The organism is Mycolicibacterium sphagni, from assembly GCF_002250655.1.
In the GTDB taxonomy this organism is placed as follows: Bacteria; Actinomycetota; Actinomycetes; order Mycobacteriales; family Mycobacteriaceae; genus Mycobacterium; species Mycobacterium sphagni.
In genome coordinates, this window is the sequence record NZ_NOZR01000026.1 from 17,187 (window position 1) to 36,164 (window position 18,978).

20 protein-coding genes are annotated in these 18,978 nt (G+C 65.2%); 8 read left to right on the plus strand and 12 right to left on the minus strand.

Annotation, left to right across the window (positions count from 1 at the left end; translation table 11 throughout):
* From CG716_RS24195 to CG716_RS24215, 5 genes are all read right to left on the minus strand, one after another.
* Positions 1-1,527 carry a purine-cytosine permease family protein gene (locus CG716_RS24195; protein WP_094483671.1) on the minus strand — a complete coding sequence of 509 codons (1,527 nt, stop codon included), beginning with the start codon at positions 1,525-1,527 and terminating at the stop codon, positions 1-3.
* A 139-nt stretch (positions 1,528-1,666) separates the two neighbouring features.
* Positions 1,667-1,951, minus strand: coding sequence for a hypothetical protein (locus tag CG716_RS24200; protein WP_094483672.1), 285 nt, complete (start codon positions 1,949-1,951; stop codon positions 1,667-1,669).
* 9 nt (positions 1,952-1,960) lie between these two features.
* Positions 1,961-3,154, minus strand: a complete 1,194-nt coding sequence (locus CG716_RS24205) for an amidohydrolase family protein (protein ID WP_094483673.1) — start codon at positions 3,152-3,154, stop codon at positions 1,961-1,963.
* A gap of 20 nt (positions 3,155-3,174) precedes the next feature.
* Positions 3,175-5,400: an acyl-CoA dehydrogenase family protein gene (locus CG716_RS24210; RefSeq protein ID WP_094483674.1), complete on the minus strand. Its 2,226-nt coding sequence runs from the start codon at positions 5,398-5,400 to the stop codon at positions 3,175-3,177.
* A gap of 6 nt (positions 5,401-5,406) precedes the next feature.
* A complete protein-coding gene (locus tag CG716_RS24215; protein WP_094483734.1) occupies positions 5,407-6,276 on the minus strand; it encodes an amidohydrolase family protein in 870 nt (289 codons plus the stop codon).
* A 160-nt stretch (positions 6,277-6,436) separates the two neighbouring features.
* Between CG716_RS24215 and CG716_RS24220 the strand changes: the two genes are divergently transcribed.
* A complete protein-coding gene (locus CG716_RS24220; protein WP_234818009.1) occupies positions 6,437-7,078 on the plus strand; it encodes a TetR family transcriptional regulator in 642 nt (213 codons plus the stop codon).
* An 11-nt stretch (positions 7,079-7,089) separates the two neighbouring features.
* Complete coding sequence (locus tag CG716_RS24225; protein WP_094483675.1) at positions 7,090-7,704, plus strand: TenA family protein; 615 nt, start codon at positions 7,090-7,092, stop codon at positions 7,702-7,704.
* Here the strand turns inward: CG716_RS24225 and CG716_RS24230 are convergent.
* The 4 genes from CG716_RS24230 to CG716_RS24245 are packed head-to-tail and all read right to left on the minus strand — an operon-like array spanning position 7,701 to position 11,033.
* Positions 7,701-8,585: a polysaccharide deacetylase family protein gene (locus CG716_RS24230; RefSeq protein ID WP_234818010.1), complete on the minus strand. Its 885-nt coding sequence runs from the start codon at positions 8,583-8,585 to the stop codon at positions 7,701-7,703. The two genes, CG716_RS24225 and CG716_RS24230, sit on opposite strands and share 4 nt — an antisense overlap.
* Positions 8,573-9,328, minus strand: coding sequence for an SDR family NAD(P)-dependent oxidoreductase (locus CG716_RS24235; protein WP_094483677.1), 756 nt, complete (start codon positions 9,326-9,328; stop codon positions 8,573-8,575). Before CG716_RS24235 ends, CG716_RS24230 begins: the two co-directional genes overlap by 13 nt.
* Positions 9,328-10,020 (minus strand): SDR family NAD(P)-dependent oxidoreductase, encoded by a 693-nt coding sequence (locus CG716_RS24240; RefSeq protein ID WP_094483736.1) that lies wholly within the window; start codon positions 10,018-10,020, stop codon positions 9,328-9,330. The genes CG716_RS24235 and CG716_RS24240 overlap by 1 nt, the downstream gene beginning before the upstream one ends.
* Before the next feature lie 38 nt (positions 10,021-10,058).
* The gene (locus CG716_RS24245; protein WP_094483678.1) at positions 10,059-11,033 is read right to left on the minus strand and encodes an Lrp/AsnC family transcriptional regulator; all 975 of its coding nucleotides are present in this window, start codon (positions 11,031-11,033) and stop codon (positions 10,059-10,061) included.
* 131 nt (positions 11,034-11,164) lie between these two features.
* Between CG716_RS24245 and CG716_RS24250 the strand changes: the two genes are divergently transcribed.
* Positions 11,165-12,007, plus strand: coding sequence for an LLM class flavin-dependent oxidoreductase (locus tag CG716_RS24250; protein ID WP_094483679.1), 843 nt, complete (start codon positions 11,165-11,167; stop codon positions 12,005-12,007).
* Between the two features lie 9 nt (positions 12,008-12,016).
* Here CG716_RS24250 and CG716_RS24255 read toward each other — a convergent pair whose 3' ends face one another.
* A complete protein-coding gene (locus CG716_RS24255; RefSeq protein WP_094483680.1) occupies positions 12,017-12,874 on the minus strand; it encodes an LLM class F420-dependent oxidoreductase in 858 nt (285 codons plus the stop codon).
* A 16-nt stretch (positions 12,875-12,890) separates the two neighbouring features.
* Positions 12,891-13,325, minus strand: a complete 435-nt coding sequence (locus CG716_RS24260; RefSeq protein ID WP_094483681.1) for a MarR family winged helix-turn-helix transcriptional regulator — start codon at positions 13,323-13,325, stop codon at positions 12,891-12,893.
* A 191-nt stretch (positions 13,326-13,516) separates the two neighbouring features.
* On the opposite strand from CG716_RS24260, the gene CG716_RS24265 reads away from it, so the two are divergent.
* Both CG716_RS24265 and CG716_RS24270 read left to right on the plus strand, forming a co-directional pair.
* Positions 13,517-15,016, plus strand: a complete 1,500-nt coding sequence (locus CG716_RS24265; protein ID WP_094483682.1) for an FAD-dependent monooxygenase — start codon at positions 13,517-13,519, stop codon at positions 15,014-15,016.
* A 52-nt stretch (positions 15,017-15,068) separates the two neighbouring features.
* A complete protein-coding gene (locus tag CG716_RS24270) occupies positions 15,069-15,425 on the plus strand; it encodes a VOC family protein (RefSeq protein WP_094483683.1) in 357 nt (118 codons plus the stop codon).
* On the opposite strand, the gene CG716_RS24275 is transcribed toward CG716_RS24270, so the two are convergent.
* Entirely contained in the window at positions 15,401-16,270 is an 870-nt protein-coding gene (locus tag CG716_RS24275) for an IclR family transcriptional regulator (RefSeq protein WP_094483684.1), read from the minus strand. The two genes, CG716_RS24270 and CG716_RS24275, sit on opposite strands and share 25 nt — an antisense overlap.
* Positions 16,271-16,352: 82 nt before the next feature.
* Here CG716_RS24275 and CG716_RS24280 point away from each other — a divergent pair, with 82 nt between their 5' ends.
* From CG716_RS24280 to CG716_RS24290, 3 genes are read left to right on the plus strand one after another with little or no spacing between them, the layout of a single operon-like run.
* A complete protein-coding gene (locus CG716_RS24280; RefSeq protein ID WP_094483685.1) occupies positions 16,353-17,405 on the plus strand; it encodes a zinc-binding dehydrogenase in 1,053 nt (350 codons plus the stop codon).
* A complete protein-coding gene (locus tag CG716_RS24285) occupies positions 17,402-17,803 on the plus strand; it encodes a nuclear transport factor 2 family protein (protein WP_094483686.1) in 402 nt (133 codons plus the stop codon). Before CG716_RS24280 ends, CG716_RS24285 begins: the two co-directional genes overlap by 4 nt.
* Positions 17,803-18,624: an SDR family NAD(P)-dependent oxidoreductase gene (locus tag CG716_RS24290; RefSeq protein WP_094483687.1), complete on the plus strand. Its 822-nt coding sequence runs from the start codon at positions 17,803-17,805 to the stop codon at positions 18,622-18,624. Before CG716_RS24285 ends, CG716_RS24290 begins: the two co-directional genes overlap by 1 nt.
* The last annotated feature ends 354 nt before the right edge of the window (positions 18,625-18,978 follow it).

Consider the following 18,978-nt stretch of genomic DNA (forward strand, 5'->3'; position numbering starts at 1 on the left):
CTACTGTCCGTCGAGCAGGCCGTACTCGGCAGCGGGGCGGTGCGCATCCGCTGCGGGTGCCGCCGCCAGTGACTGCAAACCTACGTCGCTCTGCTCGATGGCATCTCGCTCGGCGGCGAGATCAAGATTGCGGGTGACGATGAAGTAGCTCCCCGCGGAAACCACCAGCCCGGCGAGCCAGGAGACGTCTATCCCACCCAGCCATGAGCCCAGTGGTCCAGTGAAAAACGGCAGCACCGCGAAGGGCACCATGGCCGCGAACCCGAGGAAGTAGGCCACCAGCCCACGCCACGACCACCGGCCGTAAACGCCGCTGGGAGTAAACAGTTCGGTGATGGCGTAGTGACCGCGGCGGACGAAGAAATAGTCGGTCAGGTTCACCGCGGTCCACGGCACGAGCAGGAACAGCATGAGCGACAATGCATTCGAGGCCGCATTGATCACGTGGTCGCCAAACCCGAGGCCCACGACAAGGTAGATGACGATGGCGGCAACCGTCACGCCGATGCGAAGCCCCCGCGACGGCTTGATGCGCCTGACGAGGTCGACACCCGTCAGGAATTGCAGCGTCACGCTATACGCGGCGGTGGCGATGCAGACGATCAACGTCGCCGCCGACGCCAGAGCCAGCACGGCGCCGAAACCGTGGAAGACCGCATTTCCCGCATCGTTGAGCGCTACCAGGGCATCGCTGGCGTTGTAGCGAGCGGACAGCCACGCCCCCACTGAGATAAGCCACAGTGCTGAAACACCGGCACCCACATAGACGCTCGCGACCAGCGACCGGGACGAGGTTTTCACCGGAAGGTAGCGGGTGTAGTCCGAGACCACCGGCGCCAGTGCGATGTTGTAGGCCGCCGACACAGCGAACACGGTGAAGAACGCCGACGCGACAAAGCCGCTGTCTGTTGCGGGAGCCGCCGTGCCGCCCGCCTTGCCGATCACGATGGCCACGCTGAACACCGACACCAACGGCACGGTGATGTAGAAGACCCAGCGGGAAACCCGATGCAGGTGATCGTGGCCGGCGACCGCGAACCCGCCGCCGATGACGTTGATGACCAGACCGATCACCACCGGTGACCAACCGAAGATCTGGCTGAGCCCCTGGGCCGTCAAGATGGTGTAGACCACACCGAAAGCCAGATAGCAGGTCAGCGACATGGCCACTACCACGATCACGCCGTAGAACCCGAACTGCGCGCGGGATTGGATGATCTGCGGGAGGCCAAGTCGCGGTCCCTGGGTCGCATGGAACGCCATGAAGAACGTGCCGATGATCAAGCCGAGCGCCGAACTCAGAATGGCCCAGCCGATGCTCAGACCAAGGGCGGGGCCGGTGAAGCCCAGCGCGATCGTGAAGAAACTCCAGTTCGCGATGAAAAACAACGGGCTCACCCGCCATGGGCTGCCACTTCGCTCCAAAGGTGTGATCCAGTCAATCGACCGGGACTCGATGGCGGAGAAGCGTTGCGGATCTGTGGGTTTCGTCGCTTCCCGAACGGTTGGTGCGATCTCAGTTGACACGAAGGTCAATGATCATGGTGCGGCTTTGCGGCGAGTAGCTATTGCGTCGATATGATTTTTTGGGCACTGCGTGGAGCGTTTGGGTTGATGTCGATTTTGGGCGACGCCTCCACCGATAACCCCACGCTCGGCGAAGCCGCTAGGTCATCCAGCGGTCGACCAGGTCGGCCCACCGTCGCGAGATGGCCTTGTCCATCTCATCGCGACGGCGCCGGGTGTTCACATCGTCGGGCTCGATCTCGCCGATCGTCAGCAGCGCCACCTCGTCGACCTGCTCACGCTCCAGACCGAACGTGAGCAGGACGTCGAGATCGGTTTCGGTGTCGAGCTCGTCGGGCAGCGTCGAGCGGGCCAGCAGGACGGCGGCGTTCTCCTCACCCACCTCCAGCAGCATGGCGACCAGGTTGGCCTTCTCGACCTTCACGATCCGGAGTTACACCGGCCGGCGAACCGACAGCCCGATCCCGTTGTCCCGCATGACCTTGCGGCACTGCTCCGGTGTGTAGTCGAAGTTCTCCAGGTCCTTGATGTAGGACGCCGGGTCGGCCAGGCCCTCGACGTGCGGGTAGTCCGAGCCCATGATGAGGTGCTCGACACCGATCAGCTTCAGTAGGCTCGCGAGTTCATCCTCGTAGAACGGTGACACCCAGACGTGCCGTTTGAACGTCTCGCGCGGGTCTTCCTTGTAGATGAACGGGATCTGGCCGTACGACTTCGTCAGCTTCTCGAACAGATGGAACACCCAGGTCGAACCGCTCTCGATACAAGCCATCCGCAGGTTCGGGAACCGCAGGAACAAGCCGTTGTGCAGATGGTTGGCGAAGGTGTCCTGGATTGCGTCTCCGCTGAACAGACTACGGAACCCGAGCAGGGTCTGGAACGACATCATGTAGCCCGACTCACCCCACGCCGGCATGAACTTCTCGTAGTAGGTCTCGCCCGAGTGATAGCACACGGTGACACCGGAATCGTTGGCCAATTGCCAGAATTCGTTGAACATGGGGTCGCCGGGCGGGCGCATACCGACCTCGGTGGTGATCGGTCCAGGAATCATGACGATGAAGCGGGCGTCGCGTTCCAGCGCCCACTCGAGTTCGCGGACCGCGCTCTCAGGGCGGCACAGCGTGATGTAGGGAGCGGTGAAAATCCGCTCCTGATAAGCGAAACCCCAGTCGTCGTCCAGCCAGCGGTTGAAGGCCTTGAACGTCGCCACCGTGGCGTCAAGGTCGGGCAGCAAAGCCTGCTCCATCCCGACCCCGAGAGTCGGCAGCATGATGCAGCCCTGCATCCCTTGGGCGTCCATCGCCGCCAGCCGTGCGTCGCGGTTGCGGTATTCGGGGCGAATCGGCTCCAGCTCGCCGAACAGCGAATTCAAGTCCGCGCCTCTGGGATTGCGGCCACGGAAGTACTCATCGAGCGCACCGGGCTTGCCCACCGGGTCGAACGTCGGGTTCGGAATGAAGCGGTTGACCCTTCCGCCGACCATGAGCCGCTGACGGCCGTCGAGCTGCGCCCACTGGATAGCGCGCTTCTTGAACTTCGGCTCGATGTAGCGGGTGAAGGCGTCCTCGGCCTCGTAGTAGTGGTTGTCACAGTCGAAGAACTTGAACGGAACTGAAGTGGTCATCGGTGCTGTGTCCTTTTCTGCTATTTCCGTGGCAGGCTCAGAATCATCGAGGCGATGATCGTCAGCTGAATCTCTGCCGTGCCGCCGCCGATAAGCTCGGACGGCATGTCGAAGTACGGCTTGATCACCGGGGGATCCGAAACCTCAAGCATCGCAAGGCGTCCGGTGAGACCAAGTGTCGCCGTCGAGGCACGTCGCAGGAGCAGCACCATCGCGTACTTGGCGATGCTCGACGTCGGCCCCGGGCCCTGACCTTGCACCAGGCGCAAGGTCTCCCGCAGGACCATCGCCTTGATCGCGGTGGTGTGTGCCTCGATCCCGCCGAGCGCCTGCAGGACGGAATCGTGATCCGGGCCATCGGCATCGGCCATCCGCCGAAGCGCCTGGGAGCGATCGTTGGTGACGTAATTACCGATCGCCGTGCGCTCGACAGCCATCGTTGCCACGGCGAGATCCCAACCTTGACCGGGTTCGCCGACCACCATGGAGTCGGGGACGAAGACGTCGGTGAGGAAGACTTCGTTGAAATGGGATTCGCCGCTCGCCTGCTTGATCGGGCTGATCTCGATACCGGGAGAGGTCATGTCCACCAGGAAGTAGCTGATGCCGCGGTGTTTCGGTGCATCGGGATCGGTGCGCGCCAGCATTGCCCCGAATTGCGCGGCGTGCGCCGACGATGTCCAGATCTTGTGCCCGTTGACCAGCCAGCCGCCGTCGACCCTGTGGGCCCTGGTGACGAGTGAGGCGAGGTCTGACCCAGCACCTGGCTCGCTGAACAGTTGGCACCACCGCTGTGTGCCGCGCAGGATGGGCCCCGCGAATCGTTCGCGCTGCTCGTCGGTTCCGCTGTTGAGAATCGTCGGCAGGATCCACTCGGCGATGCTGAGGGAGGGCCGAACCATCGCACGCTTGTCGAACTCCTCGGCGATGATCACTTGCTGCACCGCGGAAGCCGCGACGCCCCACGGTGCGGGCAGGTGCGGCGCCACCAGGCCGGCGTCGGCCAGTAGGTCGCGTTGGGACCCGTAGGCTAACCCGGGGGCGCGGAGGTCGTCGGTGGGTGTCTCGTTCTCCAGCTTTGACGCCTCGTCGAGCACTGTGACGATCTTGGCGCGGAATTCCGATTCGACATCGCCGAGATTGATGGCGGTGGAACGCTTCAGTGTCCGGGCCAGCTCACCGGCTTCGCGGCCCCATCGTGTCACCGGGCCCAGCGATGCCGCCAGGCTGGTGGCACGCCGCCAGAACAGGTGAATGTCGTGTTCCCAGGTGTAGCCGATGGCGCCGAACATCAGCAGCGCGTCGAGCGTCAGGTCAGGTCCGGTGCACACGGCCATCAGGGCGGCTGACGCGGCGGCCAGCCGGTGCTGTTCGATGCTTTCGTCGATGGCGCGCACGGCATCCCAGGCCGATGCCGAGGCCAGCTCAGAGTTGACCAGCAGGACCGCGGCCTTGTGCTGCAGCGCCTGGAAGGAACCGACGGGCTTGCCGAACTGCTCGCGGGTGCGGATGTAGTCCACGGCGGTCTCGACGCCCTTGCGTACCGTGCCGGCCGACGCGCAGGCCGTGAGTGCGGCAACGACGCAGCGGGCCCGCTCGGTGTCGATCCCGGATATCGCGGTATCCACCGGATGGTTCTCGAGGGTGAGCACACCGACGTCGGTGCTCAGGTCGGTGCCGCGTTGTTGCTCGACAACCATGCCCGAGCCCGCGGAGCGGGCGTCCAGCGCGAACCACACAACCGCGTCGTCTGCAGCGTGTGCGGCTAGCAAAATCTTTTGTGCGGCAAGAAGACCCAGTGTGCTGCTGATCGAGCCGGACAGCCGCCACCCCGCACCGTCGCGGGCCGCCCGTACCGCGGAGTCCTCCGGCAAGACGACTGCTGCCGTTGCGCCGCCGGCGAGCTCTCCCAGGAGCGCTGTCGCCGAACTGTCGGCGAGTACCGCCACCGCGCTGGCCGTCGCAGTGCTCAGCAGGGGACCGGGCAGTAATGCTGCGGCGGCCGCTTCGATGACGCACGCCGTGTCGGCGAGGGTGCCGCCCTGGCCGCCTGCCTCCTCGGGCAGGTGAACCGCGTGGAAGCCGTGCGCGGTGAACTCTTCCCACCAAGTCGGCAATTCACCGGATGCGATCGAGTCGAGCGCGGCTCTGGTCTTGTCGATCGGGGCGTGCCGTGCCGAGAACTGCGTGACTGCCTCGGCCAGCTGCTCCTGCTCGGTGGTGATTGCCACGCTGGATAGAGTCATGGGGCCTTAACTCTCCAGTCCTAGAATGCGAGCGGCGTTGCCGTAGAGGAACTTCGGCCAGACCTCTTCTTTGAACGGCACCTTGGGAAGGTCGCTGAAGATGCGTTCCAGCGAGAGCCCCATCGGGAAGTAGCCGGCGTAGACGATCTTGTCCGCCCCACGCGTGTTCGCGTAGTCGATGATCTCTTTGGGGTAGTACTTGGGCGCGAACGCCGATGTCGAGTAGTACAGGTTGGGCCACTTGAGCATCAGCTTCACTGCGAGGTCCTGCCACGGCTCGCAGCCGTGGCGGGTGACGAATACCAGGTCGGGGAAGTCGAACATGACGATGTCGATCCGAGACACCTCCTGCGGTGCCATCGGAATTCGAGGTCCGGGCACTCCGGCGCAGCAGAAGATCGGGATGCCGAGCTCAACGCAGGTGGCATAGACGGGGTACATCTTCGGATCGTCGATCGGCACCTGCGGGAAAGTCCCCGACGGGAAGCATGACACCGCGCGGATCCCGTAGGTCTCGTATTCGCGGCGAATGGTGTTCACCGTCCCCATCACGTCATTGGGGTCTGAGACGTTTCCCGACGGGATGAAACGGTCGGGGAACATCTTGAGCGCGAGCTCCGCCGCAGAGCCCTCGCTCACACCGATCAACGACTTCTCGATGCCGAACCGGTCCATCTGCTGCAGCAGCAGCGACACCGGATCGTCGGTGGGCAGGCCTTGGGGCACGTCCTTGAACATGTACTCGACCGGGAAGTCGAAGTCCTCTTTGGACTCGCGGTCCTTGGTCTGCTTGCGGATGAAGTCGTACTGAGCGGTCCCCTCATGGGGAAATCCGATCATTGTGTCGATCACCGGCAGACCAACCGGTCCGGCCATCATGTCCTCCCATCACAAGAGAGCGGGGGATACCGCCGCATACCCCATAGTGAAACACGGTTCTACCTGGTGTCAAGAATCGGATACCGTTTCACCTGGTATAACCCACCTGCCGTGGGGCAAGATGTCGTAGCATCGCAGAAGGACGTTCTCGAAGGAGGTGGCCAAAGTCAACACACCAGCTCCTGATTTGGCGTCCGCCGGACGCGTCTTCGCGCTGTCGGATATGACCAGCGGCCAGCTCGCCCGCCGGGCCAAGATCATCGAAGTAGTGATCGGCCTGATCGGCGAGGTGGGCGCCGATGCTGTGCAGATGCGCGATGTGGCGCAGCGCTCAGGGGTCGCGCTGGCCACCCTCTACCGCTACTTCAGTTCGAAGGAAAATCTGTTGGCCGCCGCCCTGGTGGACTGGCAGAAGCGGCTGACCCGTCGCATCCTGTCCGGCGGCGGTCCGTCGCCGGATAGTGATCCGCTACCCGGGGTCTTGGATTACCTACGGCGCGCCCAGCGTGCGTTCAACCGCAACCCCGAGATGACCGCGCTGATGCTGCAGATGATGCGGTCCACCGACCCGGAGGTGCAGTCGGCGATCGACGAGATGAACCGCACCAACGTCGAGTTGTTCAACCGACTCTTAGCCGGGGTTGCGCCCGAGGTCATCCCGAGGGTGGGTTTCGGTCTCAACGCCGCGCTGAGCGCCGCGCTTGCCGGTTTCTGTGCCCGGCGGTTGACCTTGGAGGAATCGCTGGACCACGTCGAATGGGTGGCCCGCGTTCTGCTGGCGGGGGCACATCCCGATTAGGCTCGGCGGATATGTCGTTGTCCGCTCAGCTCTGGTCCGAGAATGCCGATCTGGCAGCCGATGTGCTGGCCCATCGCTTCGTTCGTGGGATGGCGGATGCAACTCTGCCCAGAGAACGGTTCGCGGCGTACCTGGCCCAAGACGCGTTCTTTCTCGAATCTTTCGCCCGGGCTTACGCTTTGGCGCTGGCGCGGAGCCCGGATATCGCGACGGTGCTGGTACTGGCCGATCTGATCGCCGGCATCCGTGAGGAGCTGGGGCTGCACGCGTCCTACGCCGCGTCGTGGGGCATCGACATGATCGATGTGCAGCCGCTCGCGGCTACGTCGGCCTACACGGAATTTCTGCTGGCGACCGCGGCGACGCAGGACGTCGGCGTCATTTACGCGGCGATGACGCCTTGTATGCGGTTGTACGCGTGGCTCGGCCAGTCACTCGACCCTGAGCGGGCGGGGCCGTACGCGCAATGGGTGCAGACATACGCCGACCCGGACTTCGAGAACATCGCGCGTCTGCTGGAGGGCCTGCTCGACGCTCAAGCCGACGGCACCCCGGCGGTGCGCGGCGCTTACCGTCGGGCGATGCGCCTGGAGCTCGCGTTCTTCGAAGCGGCCTTCACGGCCTAGAAGTCGGCGGGGTCCGGCCGGATGATCGAGCGGGGGGTCAGGCCCAAACCCCGCACATGAAGCGCGATGTCACGTAGCGGCGCCACCCAGACGTCCGAGCAGGACACCACATGCTCGACGAGCTCTTCAAGCGCAGCCGCTCGGGAGGGCCGGCCGGACAGGAACGGGTGGTTGGTCAGCACGAAGCAGCCGCCGACCGACCGCAAACCCTCGAACTCCAGCCGCCAGATCTCGGCGGCCTTGCGGGGGCTTTCGATCAGGCCGCTGCCGGAAATCTCTGGCAGATAGCAGTATTGCTCCCAATCATCGAGCGCCCACTGCACCGGGATCTCAACGAGCTGACCGTGTTCGCCCACGCGCAGTTCGTACGGGTGATCAGCGTCCATCAGGCTGGTGTCATAGAGGAATCCGCGGTCGGCCAGCAGTGTCGGCGAATGCCAGTTGAGCTCCCACATCGGGGCGCGGTAGCCGACCGGGGCCTCGCCGGTGAGGGCGGCCAGTGCCTCGCTGCCGCGGTCCAGAATGCGAGCTTCCTCTTCGGGCGACTTGCCGGTGAGAACCTCGTGCAGATACCCGTGGTGGGCGATCTCATGACCCGCGTCGGCAATGGCCCGAACCACATCGGGATAACGAACCGCGGTGTAACCGGGCACGAAGAACGTCGACCGCACGTCGTGGCGGGCCAGTAGGGTAAGCAGCCGAGGTACGCCGACCAGCGGACCGTAGGCTTGGTGCGACATCACCGACATCCGGTCCCCGTGTGCCGCATCGACGTTCAGGATCGCCGACTCCGCGTCGACGTCGAACGTGAAGCACGCGGCGGCGCGCTTGCCCGACGGCCAGGTGACAGGTTCGGCCGGCGTTGCGTTCATACTCGGCATCGGGTGCTTCCTCCGTTGATCTGGATGGTCTGGCCGATGAGGGCGCCGAGCCGAGCCGCGACCAGAAATGCGACGGTGTCGGCGATTTCGTCCGGCCGCCCGATTCGACGAACGGGGATGTCCGCGGCGTAGCGCGAGTGCATTTCACTCAGGCTGACGCCTTCGTCGTCGGCGTCCACTTCGAGCTGAGGGGTATCGATCACGCCGGGGGCCACGGCGTTGACGACGATGTTCTCAGGCGCCAGTTCCCGGCCGAGTGTCTTGGTCAGTGCGATCAGTCCAGCCTTGGAGGCTGCGTAGGCTGTGGCCCGCGACCAGCCGGTCACTCCCCATTCCGAGGCGATGATCACGATGCGGCCTCCACCGAGCCGGCGCATTCCGGGCAGCACCGACTGGATGGTGTGGAACGTGCCGGTGAGGTTGGTATCGACCACTTTCCACCAGTCGTCGGGATCATGGTCGACGACGGTTGCCATCGACATGTATGCGGCATTGCACACCAGGACGGCGATCGGGCCGCGCTGTTCCTCTATGCCGGTGACGGCCGCGGTGACAGCGTCGGGATCAGAGATGTCCGCCGGCACCGGGAACCCGTCGACCAGCTGCACGACCTCAGCCATCTCAGGGGTCTCCGCAGGCCCGTTGACACCCACCAAATATCCGTCAGCGGCTAACCGCTCGGCGATCGCCCGGCCGATTCCCTGCGTCGCTCCGGTGACCAATGCGATCGGGGGCGTGGACATCAGATCACCGCCCCGCTGTTGGGGGACAACACTTCTCCCGTGCAGTAACCCGGGCCGTCCAGCAAAAAGTGCACCGCGTAGGCGATTTCCTCGGGTGTGCACAGCCGGCCGGCAGGCAAGGTGGCGAGGTAGCTTGGGTCGCGCCAGGGCGAGTCCGCCGCGAGCAGCGGGGTGTCGGTCGGGCCGGGCGCCACCGCATTGACCCGAACACCCTGCGCGGCGACCTCCGCGGCGAGGCTGCGCACGAAACCCACAACGGCGCCTTTGGCGGCCGCATAATGCGCGTCGCCGTCACCGCCGCCGATTGCCAGCTCCGAGGAGATCGCCACGATGGACCCGCTCCCCCGTTCGAGCATCTCGGGCAGTACCGCGTGCACGACGTTGCGCAGTCCGCCGAGGTGGACGCGCAGCATCGTTCGCCACGCCGAGGCGCTGATCTGGGATACCGGCGTCATCTCGTAGTGGCCGGCTGCGGTGACTACTGCGTGAATCGGTCCGAGCCGGCCGCGAATGGCGCGGACCGCGTCATGCACCTGATCGGAGTCCGAGACGTCGACCGCGACTGACGCGGCCAGGTGTGGTGCCGGCCGGAGATCCAGACCTCCCACCGCCCAGCCGCGGTCGGCGAGTTCAGTGCTGACGGCGGCGCCGATTCCGGATGCGGCGCCCGTGACCAACGCGACGCGAGACATTCTCCAGATCATGCGGCACAGCCGGCCCGGCCGCACACCTAGATGAGCCGGCCGTGCGATATCAGCGAGCCTGCCTGCTTGAGCCGCCGAGTCCGCACACGCACGCCGTAGCTCTCGATGTGATCGACGGTGCCGAGCTGCTCGGTGAGATAGCGGTAGAGATCGTCTACATCTCGACCAATCACGACGGCCATCAGATTGTTGGGACCGCTGACCGCGATCACCGAAGCGATTTCGCTGTGGGACAACAGTTGTCGGGCCACGTGAGGCAAGTGGCGCGGCGGCATTTTCATCCACACCATCGCGTGTAGCGGAAAGCCGAGCCGCTCGGGCAATACGTCGACGTCGTAGGTCAGGGTCGTCGAAGCCTCCAATGCGTTGATGCGTCGCTTCACTCGGGCAGGCGACCACCCGGTGCGCTCGGCGAGCTGCGCGTGGGCGGTCCGACCGTCGGCGGCCAAGGCCTCCAGGAGTGGGCGGTCCTCGCTGGCCGGTGGGACGGGATAGGCAGTCGCCGCGGCTGGCTGCTCCGCCAGTGCGGCCGCTTGGCTGCTGCCGAGGGTGTGCCCGTAACCGGTCCACACCGCGCCTGAGGACTCCCCGAACACGTGGAGGACGAGGTCGACGTCCATGCTCAGCACGGAGGATGTGCGCGGCAGGCGATGGAGCAGGCCGTCGCTGCTGTCGCCCAGCGGGGCGCGCACGATGCACACGAGTTCGGTCCAGCCCGACAGCACATTCGCGTGGGTGACCTCCGGGCGGCGCGCCAGTGTCTCGGCAACCCGTGGCAGGTCCTCGGGTTTGGTGTGTACCCGGACGACCCACTGGCACTCGCCGTACACCCGCGGATTGACCAGGCCCACGACGCGCAGCACACCGTCCCGGCGCATCGCGCGATACCGCCGCGCGACCGTCTGCTCGGGCACCCCGATCACCTCGCCGATCCGGCGAAAAGACGCACGCGGCGAGAGCTGCAGCGCGTGCAGAATCTGGCCATCTAGTGGTGCCAGCATGACGAAAACAATACGTATCGGCGACACATGGTGCTGTTTTTTGCCGCATCAGGTGCGTGAGCTCGCCGAACTGGCCAGTCGGGGTTGACGCTGGCAATGGTCAGCGCGGGCAGCGACTTGGAGGATGCGTCATGAAGATCGGCATCGGCTTACCGAACCACGTCGCAGGTGTCAGTGGATCGGCGATGGGTGCGTGGGCTCGTCGTGCCGAAGAACGAGGATTCGAGTCCGTCACCACGATCGACCGACTGATCTACCCGTGCCTGGATTCCCTGGTCGCGTTGTCGGTGGCCGCGGGCGCGACCAGTGAGCTCGGTCTGGTGACGAATGTGCTTCTGACACCGCTGTATTCAACCCCGGTACTAGCCAAGCAACTCGCCACCGTGGCCTCGTGTGCCGGTGACCGACTCACCATCGGTATCGGTGTGGGATCCCGGCCCGACGACTATGCCGCGGTGGGGGTGGACTTCGGCAAGCGGGGTCGAGTCCTCGACGATCAGATCGAGGCAATGCGTCGTGCGTGGTCGGGGCAAACAACGTTATGCTCTGCGCCAGTGCAGATTCCGTTGCTGTTCGGCGGACGGTCCGAGGCCACCATTCGACGCGCCACCACTGTCGGCGACGGATGGGTGGCAGGCGCGCTGCGCGACTTCCCGACGCAGTCGGTGTTCGCCGACCGGGTACGCGCGGGCTGGCAGGCAGCCGGGCGGCCGGGGGAGCCGCAGATTCATGCCTCCGTCAACTTCGCGTTGGGCTCCGACGAGGTGGTCCAAGCCGGTCGCGATCACCTGGCCCGCTACTACGGGTTCAAGCCGGACTACGCAAAACTGAACGTGGACGACATGATTCACTCCGCAGAAGAGGCGCGCCACACCGTCCGCGGCTACCGAGACCTGGGCTTCGATCGGCTGTTGTTCCACCCCGCCGTCGCGTCACTGGATCAGATCGATCGTCTGGCCGACGCCGTGCTCTGACGGCGTACTTCAGCGCAGGCGGGGGATCACCTCGTCACCGAGTCGCTTGACCCAGCCTGCCGGATCGGGGTTACCGGGCAGGGGCCCGGTGTTGATCAGGTCGAAGCCCAACTGGGCGTAACTGTCCAGCGCGCGCAGGTAGGTATCGACGTCAGCGAAGGGATCGTCGAAGTACCCTGCGGTGAGCCGGATTTCACCGAAGTCGCGGCCCACAGCGTCGCAGTGACGGCGCAGCACGTCCAGTTTGTGCGGGAGCTCCTCGATCGCCGATGTGCTGTTCCAGACGTCGGCGTACTGAGCCACCAGTCGCAGGGTCTTCTTCTCGCCGTCGCCGCCGAGCAGAATCGGTGGCCGACGGATCGGTTGCGGCCGGCAGAGGGTCTCGGCGAGCTGGTAGTGCCTGCCTTCGTAGGGCCCGTCATTGTCGCTCCACATCTGCAGGCAGATCTGCAAGGTCTCCTCGAGCATCTCGAATCGCTCGCGCAGCGGCGGGTAGGGGATGCCGAGGCCGTGATGTTCACGGTCGTACCAGGCCGCGCCCAGGCCAAGCATCGTGCGTCCGCCGGCCAGGACGTCCAGCGTCGTCATGGTTTTGGCCAGCACGCCGGGATAGCGATAGGTGACGCCGGTGACCAGCAGGGTCAGTGTGATCCGGTCGGTCTTGCCGGCCAGATAGCCCATCGATGTGTATCCCTCCAAGAACGGGTTCTCGGCGCCGCCCATCGGTTCCATCTGGAAGAAGTGGTCGGCGAGGGTGAACATGTCCACCCCGGCATCGTCGGCCGCCTTGGCAGTCGCCGCCATCATGGGCGCCAACCGCTCCGGCGGTCCGGGCAGGAAGTCGATGTAGTGCACTCCCAATTTCATTGCAGTACCAATCCTTTCAATCATCTAGTCGACCAAGGAGATCGAGCGCCTCGTTGATCACCCGGCGTTCGCTCTCGGTGTAGCGGTCGTGCATGGCCCGCACCAGCCATTCCTCGCTCGCCTTGCGGTCGCTCTCGGCGCGTCGGCGCCCCAGCGCGGTGAGCGTGATGAGCCGGCGTCGACCGTCATGGGGGTCGGGCGTTCGATCGATCAGCCCGTGCCGATCCAGACCTGCCACGGTGGCGGCCATGGACTGCGGGCGAACACGTTCCGCGCCGGCCAATTCGCTGGTCGACGCGGGGCCCTCCTTGAACAGGCGTAGCAGCACCGCCGTCTGCGAGGCAGTGATGTCGTCGGCGGTGGCGACCTCCCGCAGCCGGCGGCGCAACCTGCTGAACATCACCCGCAGTTCTTGGGCGGCCCGGATGGCCGACTCCTCCGATTTAGCCATATAGACAGTCTAAACTGTACAGTTGTAACTGTCGAATTAAGGACAGCACGAAATCAGAGCTCGGATGATGGGGGCCGGCGGGAAACGACATCCCGCCACTTTCAACATATAGCTCACCGGGGGGCTTGCGGCAAGACCCCCGTCATCCCGAAGAATCGCTGCCCTAAGCGAAAACTCACTGCATAAAGGGGATGCGAGTGCGTAATTGTGGACAGGATCGTGCCGTGGTCATCGCCGGGGGTGGACCGACGGGGATGATGCTCGCCGGCGAGCTGGCCCTGGCTGGGGTGGATGTCGCCGTGGTCGAGCGGCGGAAGGACCGGCAGGTGATCGGCCAGCGAGCCGGTGGCCTGCACTGCCGCACCATCGAGGTACTCGATCAGCGGGGCATCGCCGACCGGTTCCTGGCGGCCGGTCAGGCCATGCAGGTCGCCGGCTTCGCTCAGATCCGGCTGGACATCAGCGATTTTCCAACCCCGCACCCCTACGGACTTGCCTTGTGGCAGAACGATATCGAGCGGCTGCTGGCCGACTGGGTCGAGGAGCTCGCCGTACCGGTCCACCGCGCAACGGACGTCACCGGGCTTGTCCAGGACGAGGGCGGTGTGGACGTCGAACTCTCCGACGGCCGGGCGCTGCGCGCCCAGTATCTGGTCGGCTGCGACGGCGGACGCAGTAGGGTCCGCAAGGCGGCTGGTATCGACTTCCCCGGCTGGGATCCGACCACGAGTTATCTGCTCGCCCAGGTTGAGCTGCGCGACGAACCACCGTGGGGCATCCACCGCGACGCCATCGGCATCCACGGCCTGGACAGGCAGAATGACGGCGAACCGGTGCGGGTCATGGTGACTGAGCGCCAGCTCGGGCCGTCGACTGAACCCACCCTGGATGACCTGAGCGAGGCGCTGAAAGCGGTCTACGGTACCGACTTCGGAATACATTGTCCCACTTCGATTTCTCGGTTCACCGATATGACGCGCCAAGCGGCGGCTTACCGCAACCGGCGGGTACTGCTGGCCGGGGACGCCGCTCACGTCCACCATCCGGCCGGCGGCCAAGGTCTCAACACCGGTGTGCAGGACGCGGTGAACCTTGGCTGGAAGCTCGCCGAGGTGGTCAATGGGTATGCGCCTGAGACGCTTCTGGACACCTACCACACTGAACGCCACCCGGTGGCGGCCGGCGTGCTGCACACCACGATGGCACAGATCGCATTGCTGCGCACCGACGACCGTACAAAAGCATTGCACGACAACGTCTCCGACCTACTCAGCATGGACCAACCCCGCAAGCTGTACGCCGCGCGCATGTCCGGCCTGGACATCCATTACGACCTGGGCGACGGGCATCCGCTGCTCGGACGGCGCATGCCTGATCTCGAACTGGTTATCGGCACCGGACCGGTGCGAATGTTCACCCTCCTGCACGACGCCCGGCCGGTGCTGGTCACCTTTGGTGACCTGGACCACGCCGACGCGGCAGGATGGGCGGATCGACTCACGTTGGTGGCGGCCCGTTACGACGGCAACTGGGAGCTTCCGGTGATGGGCGCCGTAAGCGCGCCCAATGCGGTTTTGATTCGCCCCGACGGATATGTGGCGTGGGTGGGCCACGGATCCGCGGACGGCCTCAGAGACGCGCTCACCAGCTGGTTCGGGCCGCCCTCCTTGGCTAACCCGACAGCAAGGTGATCCACACCGCCGTGTCATAGTCTGGAAAGCGCTTCAGACACAGAAGGCGGCAATGAGCGACCACGAAGTCAAGATGATCATCCTGTCGACAGACGACCTGGATGAATCGATCCGGTTCTACGGCGACACCCTGGGTATGGCGCTGAAATTCCGCGACGGCACCCATTTCGCCGCTCTCGACGGAGGTCCGGTCACCTTGGCACTGGCCACCGAGATCGACCATCCGATCCCGGGCCAGGTCGTCGTCGGTATCAAGACCGCTGACGTCGACGCGGCGGCGAGAGCCGTGGAAGCCAGCGGCGGCGGGATCGTGAAGGGCCCGTATGACGATGCGCATGAGCGTCGCGCCGTGGTCTACGACAGCAAGGGCAACGGGCTGGTCTTCTACAGCCCGCTCGCGCCCAAATAAGTCGCAGCTGCGACGAGGTGCTTGCCGAGCGCGTTGATACGGTGCATCGGCAGGGCGACGAACGGGTGTACCCCAAGGATCAGCGCCACCTGGCCCCGGTCGTCGAACACCGGTGCACAGATCGAGGCGATGGGTTGCGGCCTTGGCGCCGAGTCGTTTTCGGGCAGTAGGCCGATAGTGGCGCATTCGACCAACAGCTGATCCAGCATCTCTCGGACGTGCGCGGGGACATCGTCGCGCAATGTGCCGACCAACTGGGTCATCTGGCCCAGCGCGGGTGTGGTCCAGTCGATGTCGAAACCCCGTTCGCGGGTGCGCACCAACACCCGCTCCAACCGTTCGGCGAGTTCGGGATTCGACGATCCGGACCGCGCGATCCACGCTCGCTGCTCCGAGGCGCTGTCCCATGCGGCGAAGGCGACTCCGAACGGGGGCGCGTACGCGATCCGCTCGCCCGGCATCGGGGTGTGGGAGACCCCCTCGCGACCTTCGAACGCGGTGATCACCAGTGCATCGCCGACGCGCTCGACCACCGAAGCCGCGTAGCCGAGCTCGCCGGACACCTGCACGGCCGCCGCGTGTGCGGCATGGGCCAACGGTCGCACCGCGTCGGTGCGTGCTGCGACGACGGCCAGCGCAGGCCCGAGGCGAAATGCCTTGCCCACCGGATCGCGGGTGACCCAGCCGCGATCGCTGAGCGTTTTGAGGATGGAGTGCGCGGTCGCCTGCGTCAGGTCGAGCTCTCGGACGATGTCCGAGAATCGCAGCTGCTCGTTACCGGGCCTGGCGAGTAACTCGATGACGTCCAGGACGCGTTCCGTCGGGGCGGACGTCGTCCCCTTCATCCTTGACTCCAGCCCTGCGTATTTCTACTGTCATTTTGAATGATCGAGATCCTATCTCGGTAATTAGAGAAAGTGAAGCACCGTGCGCGCAGCGGTATTGCGAGACGGCAGGCTCGAGGTACGCGAGACAGCCGACCCACAGCCCGGCCAAGGCGAACTACTGCTACGTACCTTGAGCACCGCGATCTGCGCGTCGGACGTGCACTTCATGGACCACCCGCAGCTGAGCGTGGACGACCCGACCGGGCGCTCCCTGTACGACCCGGAGCGCGACATCGTGCTCGGCCACGAATTCGTCGGCGAGGTGATCGCCCACGGGCCCGGATGCAGTGACGCGTTCCCGGTCGGCTCGCGCGTCACCTCGATTCCTATCCGGCTGGTCAACGGGGGAGCCGACGGGGCGCGCATCATTGGCCAGCACCCGGAGGCGCAGGGCAGTTTCGCCGAGCTCGTGGTGGTCGGCGAAGCGATCGCCAGGGTGGTGGCCGGGGATGTGTCCAGTGACGCGATCGCCGTGGTCGACGCCTTCGCGGTAGGCGAGTTTTACGTCCGGTCGGCGGCGGTGCAGCCAGGTGAGATCCCGATTGTCATCGGGGCGGGCGCGATCGGTCTGTCTGCGGTGGCCGCGCTGGCCGCTCGAGGGATCGAACCGATCGTCGTCTCCGACTACCAACAAGACCGGCGTGATCTTGCGTGCGATGCATTCGGAGCGCACGTGGTGGTCGACCCGGCGCAACATTCCCCGTTCGACGTGTGGCGGCAACTGCGCGTAGAGCGCAATCTGTGGGGGCCGTGCGTCGTCTTCGAGTGCGTCGGCGCCGCGGGGCTGATTCAGAAGCTCGTCGAATCCGCGGATATGGCCACGCGCATCTACTGTGCCGGCGGCTGGTATACCGGCGACACCCTCGACATCACCGCCGCGACACGGCAGGGCGTGACCATCCAATTCGGCGGCGGGCCCATGCCCCAGGACTGGTACGGCACGCTGGACGCGATCGCCGCCAAGCGCCTCGACCCCCTGCCCAGCGTGGGTAGGATCGTGACCCTCGACGAGGTACCCGAAGCTATCGACATGGCCCGCCGATCCGAGGGGCCGCCGCGCATCATCGTTCACCCGAACGGAGAGACTGCATGAGCGAATACCAAGACCGCCAGGATATTTCGGATCTGTTGATACGGTATGCCACCGGCATAGACCGCAGAGATTGGGATCTGTTCCGGACGGTGTTCACCCCCGATTGCCAGCTCGACTACGGCCAGATCGGGTTGTGGGACGGAGTCGACGCGGTCACCGAGTTCATGGATGTCGCGCATGCTGCCGCCGGCTATCTCATGCATCGGATCAGTAACATCGTGATCGATCTTCAGGGTGATACGGCTGTCACCCGCTGTTACGTCGATGCATGGATCATGGCTGCGGACAACAATTCTGGCGTAAATGCCAGAGGATTCTACGACGACGAAATCGTGCGCACCGACGTCGGGTGGCGAATCGCGCGCCGCACGTTCACCACGGTGCAGGTGGTGTACTGATGAGTGCCGAGTTCGCGACCAAGTATGGCCCCTGGGCGCTGATCGCCGGCGCCTCCGACGGCGTGGGTGCGGCCTTCGCCGACGCCCTGGCCGCACGCGGTCTCAACGTCGTGCTTCTCGCCCGGCGTCTCGCGGTGCTCGACGAGGTGGCGACGGGCATCCGTGATCGCCACGGCGTCCAAACCCGAACGCTGGCCGTGGATCTCGCAGGGCCCGGGGCGGCGCTCGCGGTTGCCGAGGAAACCGCGGACCTCGAAGTCGGGTTCCTGGTGTACTGCGCCGGCGCCGACCCGGACTTCAAACCGTTCCTGTCCAACTCCATCGAGTCCGCCGAGGCGATGGTGCAACGCAATTGTGTGGTGCCCATGCAGTTGTGCCATCACTTCGCCCCGCCGATGGTCGAGCGGGGAAGGGGCGGGATCGTGGTGTTCGGTTCCGGCGCAGGCTTTATCGGCGGTCCCAACATGGTCGCCTACGGCGCGACCAAGGCCTTCGACATGGTGTTCGCCGAAGCCCTGTGGAGTGAACTGCACGGCAAGGGCGTCGACGTGATCGGGTTGCTCCTCGGCAAGACCGACACCCCCGCGCTGCGCAAGCTCGAACACCAACGCGGCACTCTCGCTTCCGAAGACGAATCGCCGGCCGACGCGGTACCGGTCAGCGACGTGATCGATGAAGCCTTCGCCAATCTGACCAATGGGCCCACGGTGCTCGTCGGTGAGCAGATGCGGGGCGTCGCACAGCTGCTGGCATCGATGAACCGCAACGACGCAGCCCGGATGATGGCGGAGATGATCTCGACGGTGATGGGCTCGGACTGAGTCGAAAGTCGGCCCAGCTCAAGGCGCCGGATGTTTATCGATCGCGGATCTGGATAGCTATAGCAGTACCAGGCACATAGTTACCAAAGCACGATCGACGCACGATTGGAGCACGAAGCCATGAGGTTGACTCATATTGCTGCTGGAGCCGCTATCGCTGGTGGGTTGGCAGCCAGCGCACTGGGTTTGGGCGCCGCAACTGCGAGTGCTGACCCGGGATGGACTCCGCCCGGACCCGCCCAGCCGGCATTGCCGCCGGCCGCGCCGCAGCCCGCGAGCGCGCCCGCGTGGGCGCCGCCAAAGCCCGTTCAGCCAGCCTGGTCCAACGGCAACCCACAGGTGTGGGACGCGGGC

Bases quoted from the DNA above. Each gene is read 5' to 3' on its own strand.
- CG716_RS24240 (WP_094483736.1), bottom strand. From the start codon at position 10,020: ATGTCTCGCGTCGCGTTGGTCACGGGCGCCGCATCCGGAATCGGCGCC.
- CG716_RS24275 (WP_094483684.1), bottom strand. From the start codon at position 16,270: ATGAAGGGGACGACGTCCGCCCCGACGGAACGCGTCCTGGACGTCATC.
- CG716_RS24290 (WP_094483687.1), top strand. From the start codon at position 17,803: ATGAGTGCCGAGTTCGCGACCAAGTATGGCCCCTGGGCGCTGATCGCC.
- CG716_RS24270 (WP_094483683.1), top strand. From the start codon at position 15,069: ATGAGCGACCACGAAGTCAAGATGATCATCCTGTCGACAGACGACCTG.
- CG716_RS24215 (WP_094483734.1), bottom strand. From the start codon at position 6,276: ATGGCCGGACCGGTTGGTCTGCCGGTGATCGACACAATGATCGGATTT.
- CG716_RS24255 (WP_094483680.1), bottom strand. From the start codon at position 12,874: ATGAAATTGGGAGTGCACTACATCGACTTCCTGCCCGGACCGCCGGAG.
- CG716_RS24250 (WP_094483679.1), top strand. From the start codon at position 11,165: ATGAAGATCGGCATCGGCTTACCGAACCACGTCGCAGGTGTCAGTGGA.
- CG716_RS24260 (WP_094483681.1), bottom strand. From the start codon at position 13,325: ATGGCTAAATCGGAGGAGTCGGCCATCCGGGCCGCCCAAGAACTGCGG.
- CG716_RS24210 (WP_094483674.1), bottom strand. From the start codon at position 5,400: ATGACTCTATCCAGCGTGGCAATCACCACCGAGCAGGAGCAGCTGGCC.
- CG716_RS24205 (WP_094483673.1), bottom strand. From the start codon at position 3,154: ATGACCACTTCAGTTCCGTTCAAGTTCTTCGACTGTGACAACCACTAC.
- CG716_RS24235 (WP_094483677.1), bottom strand. From the start codon at position 9,328: ATGTCCACGCCCCCGATCGCATTGGTCACCGGAGCGACGCAGGGAATC.
- CG716_RS24245 (WP_094483678.1), bottom strand. From the start codon at position 11,033: ATGCTGGCACCACTAGATGGCCAGATTCTGCACGCGCTGCAGCTCTCG.
- CG716_RS24285 (WP_094483686.1), top strand. From the start codon at position 17,402: ATGAGCGAATACCAAGACCGCCAGGATATTTCGGATCTGTTGATACGG.
- CG716_RS24230 (WP_234818010.1), bottom strand. From the start codon at position 8,585: ATGCCGAGTATGAACGCAACGCCGGCCGAACCTGTCACCTGGCCGTCG.
- CG716_RS24225 (WP_094483675.1), top strand. From the start codon at position 7,090: ATGTCGTTGTCCGCTCAGCTCTGGTCCGAGAATGCCGATCTGGCAGCC.
- CG716_RS24265 (WP_094483682.1), top strand. From the start codon at position 13,517: ATGCGAGTGCGTAATTGTGGACAGGATCGTGCCGTGGTCATCGCCGGG.